Origin of the sequence: Shewanella sp. SR43-8 (assembly GCF_014163775.1) — a bacterium.
GTDB classification, from domain to species: Bacteria; Pseudomonadota; Gammaproteobacteria; order Enterobacterales; family Shewanellaceae; genus Shewanella; species Shewanella vesiculosa.
The window spans coordinates 163060-177933 of record NZ_JACJDX010000011.1; the positions used below are offsets into that span (position 1 = coordinate 163060).

The window sequence follows — 14874 nt, forward strand, 5'->3', positions numbered from 1 at the left end:
CTATCCCTGCAGCTTTTTATTTGTAGGGTTAACTACTATTTGCTGATTTTCAACGTGCCAACGGTGTTGCATAAACGCTGCACACTCCTCGCTGTGGGTAACCATCAAAATGCAGCAGTTTGCTTGTTGAGCTAATTCAGTGAGTAGTTGCATTACCTGCATTCCAGCGTGTTGATCTAGGTTACCTGTCGGCTCATCAGCTAAAATCAATTGTGGTTTGTGAGCTAATGCTCTCGCAATGGCGACCCGTTGTTGTTGCCCACCAGAGAGATTTTCAATATTACGCTCCAGTAATGGGGTTAAGCCGAGTTGATGGCATAACTCATCACACCAAGGGCTCCAAGTTAATTGGTTGAGCGCCAGTGAGAATTGAATATTGTCACGGACATTTAATGGTGTCAGTAAGTTAAAATGCTGAAATATCACTCCAAGCGACCGACGTCGATACTGGCTCCATTGCTTATCTTGCCATTGTGTTACTGAGAGCATGTTATCGCCTTGACGAATTAACATGTCGCCATTGTCGATAGTTTCAAAGCCACCAATGATATTCAGTAAAGTACTTTTGCCGCTACCACTAGGGCCTGTTAGTGCAATTGTTTGACCTTGTTGCAGTGTCAGGCTCACTTGCTGCAATACGGGATGAAATGACTCGCCATCGCGAAACCCTTTACTAATATTTTCTAAGGTAACGATGCTTGTCATAATTGCTCCATAACGAATTAGCTTTGATAAACGTAATGCATTGACTGTGTCATATGATGACCAATATACGCGATAAAATCTGTTTATGTCTAAACATAAAAAAAGCGAGCCAATGGCTCGCTTAGTGACAATAAAACATTGAATTAGTTAAGCATCGACTAATGAATATGGTAATTCAATAATGGATAACTGTGAGCTTTCATCGTTAGCAATACGCAGTTGAGCGTTGTTTTCAGTATCATTGGGCAGTACAGCCGTCAGAAGTACTTTGTCGCCATATTGGACACATTCAATGATATTGCCTCCCCGGCGAAAACCGTCTTCAAGGGCGATTTCTAATTGGGTGTCAGTAGTGATGTTTAGGCTACTAGTGCCAGATAGAATATACAACGCACGCTTATTACCACCGCGGTATTTCATTCTGGCAATGGTTTCTTGGCCCATGTAACAGCCTTTGGTAAAGCTGATGCCATTGATGGCTTGTAGATTACACATTTGCGCTACGTACTGGCCTGAGTGGGCGGCATCTATGTTGGGGTAACCAGCTTTTATCTCTAACGCTTGCCATGCAGTGGCATCAAATAATGTTTGGCCTGATTGGCTAATGATAGCCTCTGCGGTAGCGCGTTTTACAATGGCAATAAAACGTTCGCCATCACGAATGATCGCCCCTTGGTCGACGAGATTAAGCGCTTGCGACGCCTCACCAAAATATTGCGTAACAAAGGCTTGTGCTTCTGCGCCAGCAATACCGATTATGTGGTAATCATCGCTCACATTAGCCAACTCAGCTTTACTGAATACCGCGTATTTTTGTAAGTGGGGTAAATCTAACAATAGTGCGCTTTTTGGCAGTAACATAAACAAGCTGTCGGCTATTGCAAACGTACGAAAGCTAGCAAGCATTTTGCCTTTAGGGTCACAATGTGCGCCCCATTTCCATTCATTTTCACCTAGTGAAGTGATGTCAGTGGTGACTTGGCCGTGAATAAAGCTGCGCCCTTGCTCGCCGGTGATTTCAATTAATCCCATGTGAGTCAAACTTGATAGCATTAATGCAGGATAAGTGGCGATGAAATCCCAATCGGGTTGATTTACTGAAATGGTCATAACTATCCCTAAGCTGAGAATAAGACGGTATGGTTGGAGTGTAACGGAATAATACAATGCTCAACAGGGGGCAAGGTTTTAAAAACCAATAAAAAAAGCTACCTTGTTACCAAGATAGCTTTCTAGAAGCTCATTAACCTAAGCTAATCGCTTTCTAAGTAAGCTTAAAACAATACTCGAGCACGAATAGTGCCTTCAATTGATTTAAGTTCTACTAATGCTTCTTCAGCTTGATCTGAATCGACTTCCATTACCACATAGCCGATTTCAGCAGTGGTTTGTAAGTACTGTGCGGCAATGTTAATGCCTTTTTCAGAAAAGGCTTGGTTGATTTTGATCAACACGCCAGGACGATTTTGGTGAATGTGCAATAAGCGTGAAGTACCGCTATGCTGTGCCAAAGATACTTCAGGGAAATTAACTGCAGATAACGTCGAACCGTTATCTGAGTATTTCACTAACTTACCAGCCACTTCAATACCAATATTCTCTTGTGCTTCAGCGGTACTGCCGCCAATGTGTGGTGTCAGTAATACATTGTCTAAACCACGTAACGGTGACACAAACTCATCATCATTTGATTTTGGCTCTACCGGGAACACGTCAATTGCGGCACCTGCAATCTGCTCCGATTTTAGCGCTTGGGCTAAATCGTCAATATCAACCACGGTACCGCGTGAGGCGTTAATAAAGAAACTGCCTTGACGCATTTGGGCAAATTCAGCTTTAGCGAACATGTCTTTGGTTTGTGGCGTTTCAGGTACATGCAGGCTGACAACATCAGCTTGGGCCAATAACTGTTCCATAGAGTGAACTTGTGAGGCATTACCCAGTGGTAATTTGTCTTCAATATCAAAGAAAATTACTCTCATGCCAAGGGTTTCAGCCAAAATACCTAGCTGAGTACCAATATGACCGTAACCAATCACACCTAAGGTTTTGCCTCGGACTTCAACACTACCATTAGCACTCTTTAACCAACCGCCACGATGCGACATTGCATTGCGCTGTGGAATGCCGCGCATGAGCATGATGATTTCGCCAATGACCAGTTCTGCAACACTACGAGTGTTAGAGAATGGGGCGTTGAATACCGGGATACCCAATTTTTCGGCGGCGGCTAAATCGACTTGATTGGTGCCAATACAAAAACAGCCAATCGCAACCAGCTTTTCTGCATGGTGCAATACTTCAGCGGTAAGCTGAGTGCGGGAACGTAATCCAACAAAGTGAGCATCTTTGATCGATTCAAGTAAAGCCTCTTCGCCGAGCGACGCTTTATGGTATTCAATGTTGGAATAACCTGCTCGTTCTAGAACATCAACCGCAGTTTGGTGGACGCCTTCCAACAGCAGGATTTTGATCTTATCCTTGTCAAGCGAGTGTTTCGCCATGATATGGGTACCCTCTTATCATTAAATGATGCTTATGCTAATGAATTAGCCAATAGTTATGCTATAAATGCGGACTTCCGACGCAATGCCAAAGTAGCACTTTTTTTAAGGCTTGTGGAGGGCTAGATGGCTGAAGTAATATCTTTAATTGAGAACAATATCGCAGATGAGGAATTGAGGATGCAAAAACGCGTGATTTGGATGGCAATCTACCTATTGGTATTGTTTTGGTCTGTCAGTAATCCCAAGGATATGTTCACTTGGTGGCTAGAGGCTATCCCCGCATTAATTGCCTTACCTATTTTATTTTTTAGTCGTAAGAGCTTTCCGCTGACCACGTTAGCTTATGCCCTTATTTTAGTGCATTGCTGTGTATTATTTGTGGGTGCGCGTTATACCTATGCCGAAGTGCCATTATTTGACTGGTTAGCCCAAATTATGGGTAGCGAACGCAATAACTACGATAAAGTTGGCCATTTTGCCCAAGGTTTTATTCCTGTGATATTGGCGCGAGAAATATTTATCCGCAAGCAGGTCATGCAAATAGGCGCATGGTGCCAGTTTTTGGCCGTTTGTTTTGTATTGGCTTTTTCGGCATTTTACGAGCTAATCGAGTGGTGGGTCGCCGCAGCTTCAGGTGAAAATGCTGAAGCCTTTTTAGGTACTCAAGGGTATGTCTGGGATACCCAATCAGATATGTTCTTAGCCTTAATTGGTGGTATTTGTGGTGTATTGCTGCTTTCACCGCTTCATAATAAACAAATAGCCGTCAAAATGGCCCTTAATAATAAGTCGATATAAGTGAGTTATCTGATTTAGGTACCTAAGTGCAGTGATTGCAATAAGTCGATTAGTTCGCTGTGCTTAGGGTTAATTACAGATGTTAAGCCAATATAACGTATCTGCTTATCCGGGTTGCATCAGTGTTCAAAGCGATACAACATCAGGCAAATTAATTATTCATACCTTAGACTTACGCCATGGCCATAAATACGAGAAAATACTGACTATCCTGCCATATAACAGGTCTTTGATGAGAGTAATCTTTGATTAACAATAAGCGATTAACCGTGATTGGTTCAGTGTTAAGTGAGCAGTTTTGCACATTAAATTCAATAAATAGTCACTTATAAAAATGTGCAAATAGAGTGAAATAAAAGTAAACAATAGGCTTTGCCTAGTACTTAAGGCTAGTAAACCAGCTTCATTTACGTATAGTATATAATCTCAGGATGTGCTCAAGGTACGTTGGGCAATAACATACTTTTCAGGGAGAAGAGTGATGAGTTCAAATATCGATGAATTGGTGTTTTTACACCAAATCGCAGCACCTTGCCATTTAGCTATTTTGGCTGAGTCGATCGGGTTGAAAACTCGAATAGTCAAACATGCCGCTGAGCTTGAGTTAGAAAAAAAATCCAATAAATTTTATCTTGTTTCACAAAAAGGTGCCGCATTAGACAGCAAAGGTATTCCTTTGTTAGTGTCGCGTTTAGTGGAGCATGTTCCTGTTGCGTTATATCAAGTTGAACGTGGCTCGCTCGATCAAGAAGCGGCATTACTCCTCGGCGTTCGTGGTTTATTGTACAGTGACCAGCGCATGGATTTAATGCTGACGGGTTTACGTAAAATGGTGGCAGATGAATTATGGTATGACCGGCCATTGATCAGTAAAATCTTTAGACGTTTAGTTCAGAAACTTGATACCAGTGCTGAAATCCCTTCCGATACCGTTGCCATTCTACAAAGATTAACCAATCGAGAAAGAACCATTATTCAGCTTGTTTCCAGTGGTGCTCGCAATAAAGAAATCGCCCAGCGGTTGTGTATTAGTGAACATACCGTTAAAGCACATATTTCGTCTATTTTCCGTAAAACAGAATCTCGCAACCGAGTTGAATTATTACGTTGGGCACAAACCTATCAAAGTCATAGTGAATTAGTCAGCTAATATGATGATGGATTCATAGAGTGATTAAAATAGGAGCTTAGGCTCCTATTTTATCGGTCAGGTTTATCGATAGTGTTATCTTTTAAAAGCTTACGCTAATAAGTACACTGGGTTTTCTGATAACAATAATAATGGATGTTAACAATGAGTATTTGGTTTAAGGCTGTTACTTTAGAAGATTGTGCTCGTTTAGATGCTGGGATGCATGAAAAGGGCACCTTAATGCAAACATTAGGCATTAAAATTACTGAGATTGGCGATGATTACATGGTTGCGACTATGCCCGCTAATCCAGCAGTGCATAATCCATTAGGCATTGTTCATGGTGGCGCGAATGTAGCGTTAGCAGAAACGGTTGCCAGCTATGCAGCTAATTTTGTGGTCGACTTTACCCGTTACTATTGTGTTGGCCAAGAAATTAACGCTAATCATTTAAAAGCATCACGCAATGGTGAGTTAACCGCAACAACAAAACCAATACACATAGGCAAGCGCAGTTCTGTATGGGAAATATTGATCCACAATAGCGCGGGTCAACTGTGCTGTATTTCAAGAATGACAGCTGCTGTGGTCGAGCGATAGACTATAATAGGTTAAAGATGATTATTTGATTAGCCTTGATGATCCCGAGTTGCGCTGATGAGATATTGAGTTAAATATTAAGCTATCCCGCATAATTCACTGCGCTAAAATCGGATCTATTTTGTTGCTTAAGCGTGTTAGTGGTCATATGAGGTAATGCAGAATATTACCATAAGGAAAATCCATGGACAGTATCAATATCTGGGAATGGGTCGGTTACTTAGCCTCGGTCGTTGTGGCGATTTCGCTGATGATGGCCAACATTAAAAAACTCCGCTGGTGGAACTTGATTGGTGCTGGTCTATTTGTGGCTTATGGGTTAGCGATAGACGCAATTCCAGTGGCGTTAGTGAACTTTTTTATTGTACTCATTGATGCATATTATTTGCTTAAGTTATACCGCGAGCCGACACCTCCGGCTGAATAGTTAACCTCATTTAGTTAATTTCATGGTGGTCATTAATCTGTTTACTACTAAAGCCAAAATGAATATTTTGGCTTTTTTGTTGAATGGGTTCTGACTTGAATTTTGGCCTATTTCATCAATCATCAATCTTCAATCTTCAATCATCAATAATGCTTAATCGATGATTGATGTTAGCCGTTGTTATAAGGTTTTAGTTTACCAGTAGATAGGTACTTTTAAGGCGCTTTTACGTGACTGCTCCATTGCAAACAATAAACTGGTTTCTTTATTGTCTAGCCAGGTGTCAATATCAAGTTGATGTAGCTCACTAAGCAGTCTTAATATTTTGTATGCAGACAGAGTACTAATTCCTAATGCTAAGTCTTGCCAAGGCAAGCGAAATGCTTCGCGTTTTTTCGCTGGGTATATTTCGCCATAAGCAAATCCCACTAAGATGCTTTCATCAAGAGCATCTGCCACATCTTGATAGTCTTCGCTGCTCATTGCTGATGTTATAGGCATTAATTTGCCAATACGTTTCCATGAGGCTTGCTGCAATTTGTTGGCAAATAGGTCTAATTCTGGCTCTTGACTGAATTGATGTTGACCATTTTCAGTGGTTAATAACAAATCGACTAGCGCTAATTGTAATTGGCCATACTCGGCATGTTGCCATATCGAGGCTAGCTGGGTTGAAATTGACATTGCGTTAATATGGTTTTCGAGTTGCTGGCAAACAACAGCTTTATTGCTGATATTGGCAAGCATATTGGCATCATCTTGCAGCAATAAACAACAGCTTTGCAATGGACCCACAAATTCTAGCGCACGTTCAAGGTGATCAAATAATGGACTAATGTGCTTTTCCAGTAATCCAAATTGATTTAAGGTGAGTCTGAGTAAGCGCACGCAGCGGCGTAATTCCCCCCACAATACTGACTGTTGCTCCACATCATCAGTGACAGTTACTAATACATTTTCAATAAGTTGCCAGCGCTCTAGGGCTGTTTCTAATATAGCGCTTAAGGCTTGGGGGACATTATTGTTTTTTGGCAAACAGACGTGATCAATCGATTCGATTGAGAAAGGTTTTGACTTACCCGCGAGTTGATAGCCACGCTGAGCTTTACTGGCTTTGCCAAGACGAAACGGAACTGACTTAGCCACTTCACGTGCCAATTGGATTAAAGCTGAAGTATCACCAGCAAGTAATTCGAATTCGAGTTCGCAAATGGGGTCAATTTTATGTTGCGCAATAATCTCACCCACATCTAAAGCAACTTCAATCAAACTGTCATTGAGATAGATATGCCAAGTTTGGCGTTCAAAATTAGTTTCAAAAATGCATTTTAGTGATCTTGATACACTGTCGAGATCATTTCCTACTGGCCATATTTCTGTTGGAAAAAGTGACAGAACCGGCATTTTTTGATTTATGCTGACATTATATTCAGGACGAGAATGGATCCCTCCTACCACTCTGCCTGCTGTTTTTATAGTCTGTTCGAGTTGGTTGTCAAACCCTCTTACTCGTAAGCCCATATCCCAACGACGCAGTTGTAAATCGTCGGTATCAAAATATCCGTTGGTGAGTTTCTTCTGCCCTTGTGGGGTTGAATTTGGATATTCATTCAATATTTTTTTCAAAAAATCATGGTGTTGTGATTGAATGAATAGTTTTAACTCTATTTCTGCGTCCATTGACTTTATATTTGCCTTGTCATTAAATATTCACTAATGCGTCATGTTATCTTCATAATGTCACATTGCTGTAATAAAAATCTCTTAGGATAGCGTTGCTCGCATCATATATACTAAGCAACGATAACAGAGAAACTGTTGTACGAAATTAAAAAACACAGTTTCATTATGTGGACGCTTGGGTTAACATGCGCCCGCTTTTTCCAAACTGGAATTTATTAAATAGGTAAACGGCAATGCCAGTAAACTCTATTTTAGGTGTGTTTGCAAAATCACCTCTTAAGCCTTTAGAACAGCATATCGACAAAGTACATGAGTGTGCATCACTTCTTGTTCCTTTCTTTGACGCAACCAACTCAGGTGACTGGGATGAAGCGGTAAAGATACGCAAACAAATTAGTTTGTTGGAAAAAGATGCTGACTCACTTAAACGTGAAATTCGCCTAACACTTCCTGGTGGATTGTTCATGCCTGTTGAGCGTACCGACTTGCTTGAGTTATTAACTCAACAGGACAAAATCGCTAACAAAGCAAAAGATATCTCTGGCCGTATTATCGGTCGTGAATTAGTCCTTCCTCAGCCAATGCAAGCTGCCTTTGGCGCTTATCTAAAGCGTTGTTTAGATGCAGTATCGCTTGCAAAACGTGCTATTAACGAGCTCGATGACTTACTCGAAACCGGTTTCCGTGGTCGTGAAGTTGAGTTAGTTGCCAAAATGATTAATGAATTAGATCTTATCGAAGAAGATTCAGATGATTTACAAATTCAAGTGCGTCGTCAGTTATATGCATTAGAATCTGAATTGAATCCTATCGATGTGATGTTCATGTATAAAATTATCGAATGGGTAGGAGGTTTAGCAGATATTGCTGAGCGTGTCGGTTCCCGCCTAGAGCTAATGCTAGCTCGTAACTAATCACAAAGGTTATCAAGGAAACAACATGGTTGATGTATTAGTCACCAACGGCCCTATGCTTATTATGATAGCGGCGGCATTTGGATTTTTGATGGCATGGGGTATTGGTGCAAACGACGTAGCCAATGCAATGGGAACCTCTGTAGGTTCTAATGCCATTACTATTAAACAAGCGATCATTATTGCAATGATCTTTGAGTTCGCCGGTGCTTTTTTAGCCGGTGGTGAAGTCACGAGTACAATTCGAAAAGGTATTATCGACGCAAGTTATTTTACTGATGTACCTGAATTATTGGTATACGGCATGATTGCCTCATTACTTGCTGCGGGTATTTGGTTAGTCGTAGCGTCAGCGTTAGGCTGGCCTGTATCGACAACTCACTCAATTATTGGTGCTATTGTCGGTTTCGCCGCGGTAGGCGTCAGTGCTGATGCTGTTGAATGGGGTAAAGTTGTCGGTATCGTTGGCTCTTGGGTTGTGACTCCGGCCATTTCGGGTTTTATTGCTTTTATTATTTTCCAAAGTGTACAAAAGCTGATTTTTAACACCGATGATCCGTTAGCGAGTGCTAAGCGTTATGTGCCTTTTTACATGGCCCTTGCAGGTTTTGTGATGTCACTTGTGACTATCACTAAAGGCTTGTCGCATGTAGGGATAAACTTTTCAACAATTGAAGCGTATGTGCTTGCAACAGCTGTTGCAGCATTAGTGGGTTTTCTAGGTAAAATGGCGATTAGTCGTTTAAAAATGAGCGACAAAGCTGACCTAAAAACCCAGTATGGTAATGTTGAAAAAGTGTTCGCTATTTTAATGGTAGTGACTGCATGTTGTATGGCATTTGCTCATGGTTCTAACGATGTTGCCAATGCGATTGGTCCTTTAGCTGCGGTTGTTTCTGTGGTTGAAAGTGGCGGTGTTATTGGTGCTAAAGCCGTTCTAGCATGGTGGATTTTACCACTGGGTGCTGTTGGTATTGTTATGGGCTTGGCGATTTTTGGTCAACGTGTAATGCAAACCATAGGTAAAAATATTACTCATTTAACTCCAAGTCGTGGTTTTGCTGCTGAATTAGCGGCAGCATCGACGGTTGTGATTGCTTCTGGTACTGGCTTACCTATTTCAACAACGCAAACTTTAGTGGGTGCCGTGTTGGGTGTGGGTATGGCTCGTGGTATCGCAGCCATCAATATTGGTGTGGTGCGTAACATCGTGGTGTCTTGGGTTATTACCCTGCCAGCAGGTGCTGCACTGTCTATTGTGTTCTTCTTTATTATTAAAAATATCTTTAGTTAATATAACGAAGACGCCATGCAGTATTAGCAAAAATGTGAATGCTGAATGTATTTAAGAAGGAAGTCGTATGACTTCCTTCTTGCATTCAGAGCATTTAATAAATAGCATGACGATAAGTTTTCTGAGTTTGGATAAATACCGTGTTAAGAGTACTTTCAATTCTTATATTTTTACTGGCGCCAAATGGCGTATTTGCAGCCCAAGGGCCAACGCGCTTCATTTCTGATGATGTGTTTACCTATATCCACGGTGGACCGGGTACTGAATTTCGTATTATCGGCAGTGTTGAAGCGGGCCAACCTATTACTTTATTAGGTGATACCCAAGGTGACTTCACTCAAATTATCGACCATAAAGGTCGTGAAGGTTGGGTATTAACCAGTTTAGTAACCGATCAGCCTAGTTTTCGTGAACGTTTTCCAGAGATGGAAGCGCAACTAAAACAAGCTAATGAGCAATTAAATAATATTACGCAAAATACTGAAAGTACCGAAGAGTATTTAACGCTGGCGAACGCAAAGGTGACTGGGTTAAGCGCTGAGTTAGCCAAAGCGATTGAAGAACGGGATGTCGCTAAGTCAGAAGTAAAGCAAGTAGCTGATAATCAACGATACTACATGTGGCAACAAGGTGGATTAATAGCAGGTATCGGGGCTTTAATCGGTATTGTATTGGTATATTTGCCTCGTCCGCAGCGCCGTCAAAAAAGTCGCTGGATGTAATGTCTCCAATAATCATCAGATTGTCATGGATAAGATGACAACACTTGTGTGATAAATTTGATTGCTAAAAAAGGCCAACGATTCAAACGTTGGCCTTTTTTTATGGTGTTTTTTGTCGATAAAATTTATTCATATTTAGTTAGGTTTATTTTTATTTAATGATTGTTTAACAAATACTTAGTTAGTTTCTGTTGTTTCTGTAACACATTTTTTTCATTCATTTCAGTGAACGTAATCAAACAATCATTAGCAAGTATTTAACTACAGTGTCCAAGTTCACATTTTGAATGTATAATCGCCGAAAATTAGATCGTACATTGTATACAAAATAAATAATTCGTGAATACAGTGTCCATTCAATAACGATAATAACCATCCTTAACCTGACCTAGATGGAAGCGAATACTATGTTCAAAGCGAGTGAAGTACTGGGCGGTTGCTATGACAATGCCACTCTTGAGGAACTGTTTACTGCAGTGACCAACAACTATATTGTCGATGAAGAGCAATACCTGTCTGAATTAATTAAGCTTGTGCCTTCGTCTGAACAAGATATTGAACAAGTCACACGCCGTGCCCATGAACTCGTCAGTAAAGTTCGTCAGTTTGAGAAGAAAGGCCTTATGGTCGGTATTGATGCATTTTTGCAGCAATACAGCTTAGAAACGAAAGAAGGCATTATCTTAATGTGCTTGGCAGAAGCCTTGCTGCGTATTCCTGATGCAGAAACTGCTGATGCGCTTATTCAAGACAAGTTATCTGGTGCCAAGTGGGATGAACATCTTAATCGAAGTGATTCGTTATTGGTTAACGCTTCAACATGGGGCTTAATGTTAACCGGTAAACTGGTTAAGTTAGATCGCAATACTGATGGTTCGCCAAGTCACATACTCAAACGTCTCGTTAATCGTGTTGGTGAGCCAATGATCCGTCAAGCTATGCTAGCGGCGATGAAGATCATGGGTAAGCAGTTTGTGCTAGGGCGCGATGTTAAAGAAGCCCTTAAAAACAGCGAAGCTAAACGTAAGTTAGGTTATACCCACAGTTATGACATGCTTGGTGAAGCTGCGTTAACGGCCACTGATGCGCTCAAGTACTTTATGGATTATAGCAACGCTATTGATGATTTAGGTGCACAGCAATATGATGTTGGCAACGCTCCAAGACCGACAATTTCTATTAAATTGTCAGCATTGCATCCTCGTTATGAAGTCGCTAATGAAGACCGCGTATTAACAGAACTATACGACTCGGTAGTTAAATTAATTGTCCAAGCCCGCGCTTTGAATATCGGTATTTCTATTGATGCAGAAGAAGTTGACCGCCTTGAGCTGTCGTTAAAGTTGTTTAAGCAACTTTATCAGTCAGAAGCTGCCAAAGGTTGGGGGTTACTGGGCATTGTGGTTCAAGCGTATTCTAAGCGTTGTTTACCTGTGTTGTGCTGGTTAACACGTCTTGCTAAAGATCAAGGTGATGAAATTCCACTTCGCTTGGTTAAAGGTGCTTACTGGGATAGCGAGCTTAAATGGGCCCAACAAGCTGGCGAAGCTGGTTACCCTCTGTACACCCGTAAAGCGGGCACTGATGTGTCTTATTTAGCCTGTGCACGCTATTTGTTGTCTGATGCCACTCGCGGTGCTATTTATCCACAATTTGCCACCCATAATGCGCAAACCGTCGCTAGCATTGATGCTATGGCGGGCGATCGCTTATACGAATTTCAACGTTTACACGGTATGGGCCAAGAGCTATACGACACTATGTTAGCTGAAAGCGGTGCTAAGGCTGTGCGTATTTATGCCCCCATTGGCGCTCATAAAGATTTACTGCCGTATTTAGTCCGTCGCTTACTGGAAAATGGTGCCAATACCTCATTTGTGCATAAACTTGTTGACCCTAATACGCCAATTGAGAGTTTAGTGGTTCATCCACTGGTGACATTATTGGGCTACAAGAGCTTAGCGAATCGTAAAATTGTTCAACCAGCTGATATTTTTGGTGCAGAACGTAAAAACTCTAAAGGATTAAACATGAATATTATTTCTGAGTCAGAGCCATTTTTTGCTGCACTAGATACATTTAGCGATACCCAGTGGACCGCAGGCCCGCTGGTCAATGGCAAAACCTTAACCGGCGAAGTGCAAACTGTGGTCAGCCCATACGACACCTCATTAACGGTAGGTACTGTTGCTTTTGCTGATGCTAATGCCATTGAGCAAGCCATTGCGAGTGCTGATGCTGCTTTTGGTGGTTGGGCTCGTACTGCGGTTGAAACGCGTGCCAATGCACTGCAAAAGTTGGCCGACTTACTCGAAGAAAATCGCGAAGAACTGATTGTGTTATGTACTCGTGAAGCGGGTAAGAGTATTCAAGACGGCATTGATGAAGTTCGAGAAGCAGTCGATTTTTGTCGCTACTACGCCGTTCAAGCTAAGAAAATGATGGCCCAGCCAGAATTGCTTCCAGGCCCAACAGGTGAGTTAAACGAACTGTTTTTACAAGGTCGCGGGATTTTTGTGTGTATCAGCCCATGGAACTTCCCACTCGCTATTTTCTTAGGCCAAGTCTCTGCAGCCCTTGCTGCAGGTAACACTGTTATTGCCAAGCCTGCAGAGCAAACCTGTTTAATCGGTTATCGCGCTGTGCAACTGGCACATCAAGCCGGTATTCCTACCGATGTGTTGCAATTCCTTCCAGGAACTGGCGCTGTGGTTGGTTCTGCAATCACTGCTGATGAACGTATTGGCGGTGTGTGTTTTACCGGTTCCACTGGCACGGCTAAATTGATTAACCGTACCTTGGCTAATCGCGATGGTGCAATTATTCCATTGATCGCTGAAACTGGCGGTCAAAATGCCATGGTAGTTGATTCAACCTCACAACCAGAGCAAGTGGTAAATGATGTTGTATCGTCATCATTTACCAGTGCAGGTCAGCGTTGTTCGGCATTACGAGTATTGTTTTTGCAAGAAGATATTGCCGATCGCGTCATTGAAGTGATGAAAGGCGCCATGGAGCAGTTAGTCATTGGCAACCCAAGTTCTGTGAAAACAGACGTAGGCCCAGTGATTGACGCGACCGCCAAAGCTAACTTGGATGCTCATATTGATCATATTAGCCAAGTAGGTAAGTTGATAAATAAACTTGAGTTACCTGCTGGTACTGAAAAGGGCCATTTTGTTGCGCCGACAGCGGTTGAAATCAATTCGATAAAAATGCTTGAAAAAGAGCATTTTGGACCGATTTTGCATGTTATCCGTTATAAAGCGGCTGATTTAGGCAAAGTGATTGATGAAATCAATAGTACCGGATTTGGCTTAACCTTGGGGATCCATAGCCGTAACGAAGGCCATGCGTTAAACCTTGCTGATAAAGTCAATGTCGGTAATGTGTATATTAACCGCAACCAAATTGGCGCCGTTGTTGGTGTGCAGCCATTTGGTGGTCAAGGATTATCGGGTACAGGCCCTAAAGCCGGTGGTCCACATTACTTAACCCGTTTTGTAACTGAAAAAACTCGTACCAATAACATTACCGCAATTGGCGGCAATGCGACGTTATTATCATTAGGTGATACTGACGAATAACCGAGTGAGTTACTCAAGTTGACTAAGCCCACTTCTCGTGGGCTTTTTGTTATTATGCCGCCTCGGGTTTTGTTAACTTGTTTGCGGTTATTTACTCTTGGATTGGAATATTATTGCGTTTTAAACCACGACTGACATTGCTACACAATTTACCAAAGCGACTGATATCACCAAATGAAGGCGTTATGCCTTGGTTAATCGCTGATTCCCAGTAGGTGAGTTCCGCATCAACAAGCTCCAATAGTTTTTTTGGGCAACCAACACAGGTATTGGCTGGACCACAACGAAAGATATCAGCTGAATCTAATGGAAAAGTCTGTTTTACTTGGGCAATGAGTTGCTTCATCGCGCTGATCCTATCGGGTTTGTGCTGCATATTTCACCTATGATGATGAAGTCGCGGCTGTTATCGCTAGCCGGTAACTTAACGATTTACAGTCATGGAATAGGTCAATTAATCGTTCAGTGAGAACTTTCACAATAACAAATCAGCCAAAGGGCAATA

At 41.8% G+C, this 14874-nt stretch carries 13 protein-coding genes; 8 read left to right on the forward strand and 5 right to left on the reverse strand.

Features of this window, described 5'->3' with window-relative positions; all coding sequences use genetic code 11:
• From H5114_RS15465 to serA, 3 genes are all read right to left on the reverse strand, one after another.
• Window positions 1–705: an ABC transporter ATP-binding protein gene (locus H5114_RS15465; protein ID WP_124017326.1), complete on the reverse strand. Its 705-nt coding sequence runs from the start codon at window positions 703–705 to the stop codon at window positions 1–3.
• Window positions 706–852: 147 nt separating this feature from the next.
• Entirely contained in the window at window positions 853–1815 is a 963-nt protein-coding gene (gene ygfZ / locus H5114_RS15470) for a tRNA-modifying protein YgfZ (RefSeq protein WP_182723401.1), read from the reverse strand.
• 164 nt (window positions 1816–1979) lie between these two features.
• Window positions 1980–3209 carry a phosphoglycerate dehydrogenase gene (gene serA, locus H5114_RS15475; protein ID WP_124017328.1) on the reverse strand — a complete coding sequence of 410 codons (1230 nt, stop codon included), beginning with the start codon at window positions 3207–3209 and terminating at the stop codon, window positions 1980–1982.
• A 180-nt stretch (window positions 3210–3389) separates the two neighbouring features.
• On the opposite strand from serA, the gene H5114_RS15480 reads away from it, so the two are divergent.
• From H5114_RS15480 to H5114_RS15495, 4 genes are all read left to right on the forward strand, one after another.
• Window positions 3390–4010 (forward strand): DUF2238 domain-containing protein, encoded by a 621-nt coding sequence (locus tag H5114_RS15480; RefSeq protein ID WP_182723432.1) that lies wholly within the window; start codon window positions 3390–3392, stop codon window positions 4008–4010.
• Window positions 4011–4491: 481 nt separating this feature from the next.
• Window positions 4492–5160 (forward strand): response regulator transcription factor, encoded by a 669-nt coding sequence (locus H5114_RS15485; protein ID WP_124017329.1) that lies wholly within the window; start codon window positions 4492–4494, stop codon window positions 5158–5160.
• A 144-nt stretch (window positions 5161–5304) separates the two neighbouring features.
• Window positions 5305–5742, forward strand: a complete 438-nt coding sequence (locus H5114_RS15490) for a PaaI family thioesterase (protein ID WP_124017330.1) — start codon at window positions 5305–5307, stop codon at window positions 5740–5742.
• 184 nt (window positions 5743–5926) lie between these two features.
• Window positions 5927–6169 (forward strand): YgjV family protein, encoded by a 243-nt coding sequence (locus H5114_RS15495; protein WP_124017331.1) that lies wholly within the window; start codon window positions 5927–5929, stop codon window positions 6167–6169.
• Window positions 6170–6364: 195 nt separating this feature from the next.
• On the opposite strand, the gene H5114_RS15500 is transcribed toward H5114_RS15495, so the two are convergent.
• Window positions 6365–7849, reverse strand: coding sequence for an inorganic triphosphatase (locus H5114_RS15500; protein WP_182723402.1), 1485 nt, complete (start codon window positions 7847–7849; stop codon window positions 6365–6367).
• Window positions 7850–8085: 236 nt separating this feature from the next.
• Here H5114_RS15500 and H5114_RS15505 point away from each other — a divergent pair, with 236 nt between their 5' ends.
• The 4 genes from H5114_RS15505 (at window position 8086) to putA (ending at window position 14369) form a co-directional block, all read left to right on the forward strand.
• Window positions 8086–8766, forward strand: a complete 681-nt coding sequence (locus tag H5114_RS15505; RefSeq protein ID WP_124017333.1) for a TIGR00153 family protein — start codon at window positions 8086–8088, stop codon at window positions 8764–8766.
• A gap of 25 nt (window positions 8767–8791) precedes the next feature.
• Window positions 8792–10060 carry an inorganic phosphate transporter gene (locus H5114_RS15510; protein ID WP_182698596.1) on the forward strand — a complete coding sequence of 423 codons (1269 nt, stop codon included), beginning with the start codon at window positions 8792–8794 and terminating at the stop codon, window positions 10058–10060.
• A gap of 140 nt (window positions 10061–10200) precedes the next feature.
• On the forward strand, window positions 10201–10782 hold the full coding sequence (locus H5114_RS15515; RefSeq protein ID WP_182723403.1) for a TIGR04211 family SH3 domain-containing protein: 582 nt from the start codon (window positions 10201–10203) through the stop codon (window positions 10780–10782).
• A gap of 392 nt (window positions 10783–11174) precedes the next feature.
• The gene (gene putA, locus H5114_RS15520; RefSeq protein WP_182698598.1) at window positions 11175–14369 is read left to right on the forward strand and encodes a bifunctional proline dehydrogenase/L-glutamate gamma-semialdehyde dehydrogenase PutA; all 3195 of its coding nucleotides are present in this window, start codon (window positions 11175–11177) and stop codon (window positions 14367–14369) included.
• Between the two features lie 91 nt (window positions 14370–14460).
• Here the strand turns inward: putA and H5114_RS15525 are convergent, their stop codons facing one another.
• Window positions 14461–14745 carry a hypothetical protein gene (locus H5114_RS15525; RefSeq protein ID WP_182723404.1) on the reverse strand — a complete coding sequence of 95 codons (285 nt, stop codon included), beginning with the start codon at window positions 14743–14745 and terminating at the stop codon, window positions 14461–14463.
• Window positions 14746–14874: the final 129 nt, after the last annotated feature.

What these genes read in the sequence shown, in the direction of transcription:
- H5114_RS15510 (WP_182698596.1), top strand. Translation starts at nt 8,792, where the DNA reads ATGGTTGATGTATTAGTCACCAACGGCCCTATGCTTATTATGATAGCG.
- H5114_RS15490 (WP_124017330.1), top strand. Translation starts at nt 5,305, where the DNA reads ATGAGTATTTGGTTTAAGGCTGTTACTTTAGAAGATTGTGCTCGTTTA.
- H5114_RS15500 (WP_182723402.1), bottom strand. Translation starts at nt 7,849, where the DNA reads ATGGACGCAGAAATAGAGTTAAAACTATTCATTCAATCACAACACCAT.
- H5114_RS15505 (WP_124017333.1), top strand. Translation starts at nt 8,086, where the DNA reads ATGCCAGTAAACTCTATTTTAGGTGTGTTTGCAAAATCACCTCTTAAG.
- ygfZ (WP_182723401.1), bottom strand. Translation starts at nt 1,815, where the DNA reads ATGACCATTTCAGTAAATCAACCCGATTGGGATTTCATCGCCACTTAT.
- H5114_RS15465 (WP_124017326.1), bottom strand. Translation starts at nt 705, where the DNA reads ATGACAAGCATCGTTACCTTAGAAAATATTAGTAAAGGGTTTCGCGAT.
- putA (WP_182698598.1), top strand. Translation starts at nt 11,175, where the DNA reads ATGGAAGCGAATACTATGTTCAAAGCGAGTGAAGTACTGGGCGGTTGC.
- H5114_RS15485 (WP_124017329.1), top strand. Translation starts at nt 4,492, where the DNA reads ATGAGTTCAAATATCGATGAATTGGTGTTTTTACACCAAATCGCAGCA.
- serA (WP_124017328.1), bottom strand. Translation starts at nt 3,209, where the DNA reads ATGGCGAAACACTCGCTTGACAAGGATAAGATCAAAATCCTGCTGTTG.
- H5114_RS15495 (WP_124017331.1), top strand. Translation starts at nt 5,927, where the DNA reads ATGGACAGTATCAATATCTGGGAATGGGTCGGTTACTTAGCCTCGGTC.
- H5114_RS15480 (WP_182723432.1), top strand. Translation starts at nt 3,390, where the DNA reads ATGCAAAAACGCGTGATTTGGATGGCAATCTACCTATTGGTATTGTTT.
- H5114_RS15525 (WP_182723404.1), bottom strand. Translation starts at nt 14,745, where the DNA reads ATGCAGCACAAACCCGATAGGATCAGCGCGATGAAGCAACTCATTGCC.